The 284-nt window shown below is 54.6% G+C and carries 1 protein-coding gene; it reads left to right on the top strand.

Annotation, left to right across the window (positions count from 1 at the left end; genetic code table 11):
• Positions 1–284 (top strand): SpoVG family protein (locus PG722_RS13965; protein WP_270580891.1); only part of this gene is annotated, 284 nt, incomplete at both ends.

Below are 284 nucleotides of genomic sequence, written 5' to 3'. Positions count from 1 at the left end.
CTATAAAGCTGGATGTAAGCGTGCGGGTCATCGAACCTGTGAAAAACCTCATGGGCTTTGCCAGCGTGAAATTCAATGACTGCTTTGTGGTGGAAAATCTGAAAATCGTACAGGGCAGCAAGGGCCTCTTTCTTGGGATGCCCAGCCAGCCGGACGGCAAAGGCGGCTACCGGGATATGGCCTACCCTGTCACAAAGGAGTTCCGAGAACAGCTCAACACCGCTGTTCTACAAGCCTATGAGGCAAAGCTGGAACAGATGGCGGAGCGCGGCTCTGTGGGGCGT

The organism is Butyricicoccus sp. OF27-2pH9A (genome assembly GCF_027693185.1).
Lineage (GTDB): Bacteria > Bacillota > Clostridia > Oscillospirales > Butyricicoccaceae > Agathobaculum > Agathobaculum butyriciproducens.
The sequence above is the reverse complement of the archived record's forward strand: the minus strand, read 5'-3'. Positions and strand labels throughout refer to the sequence as shown.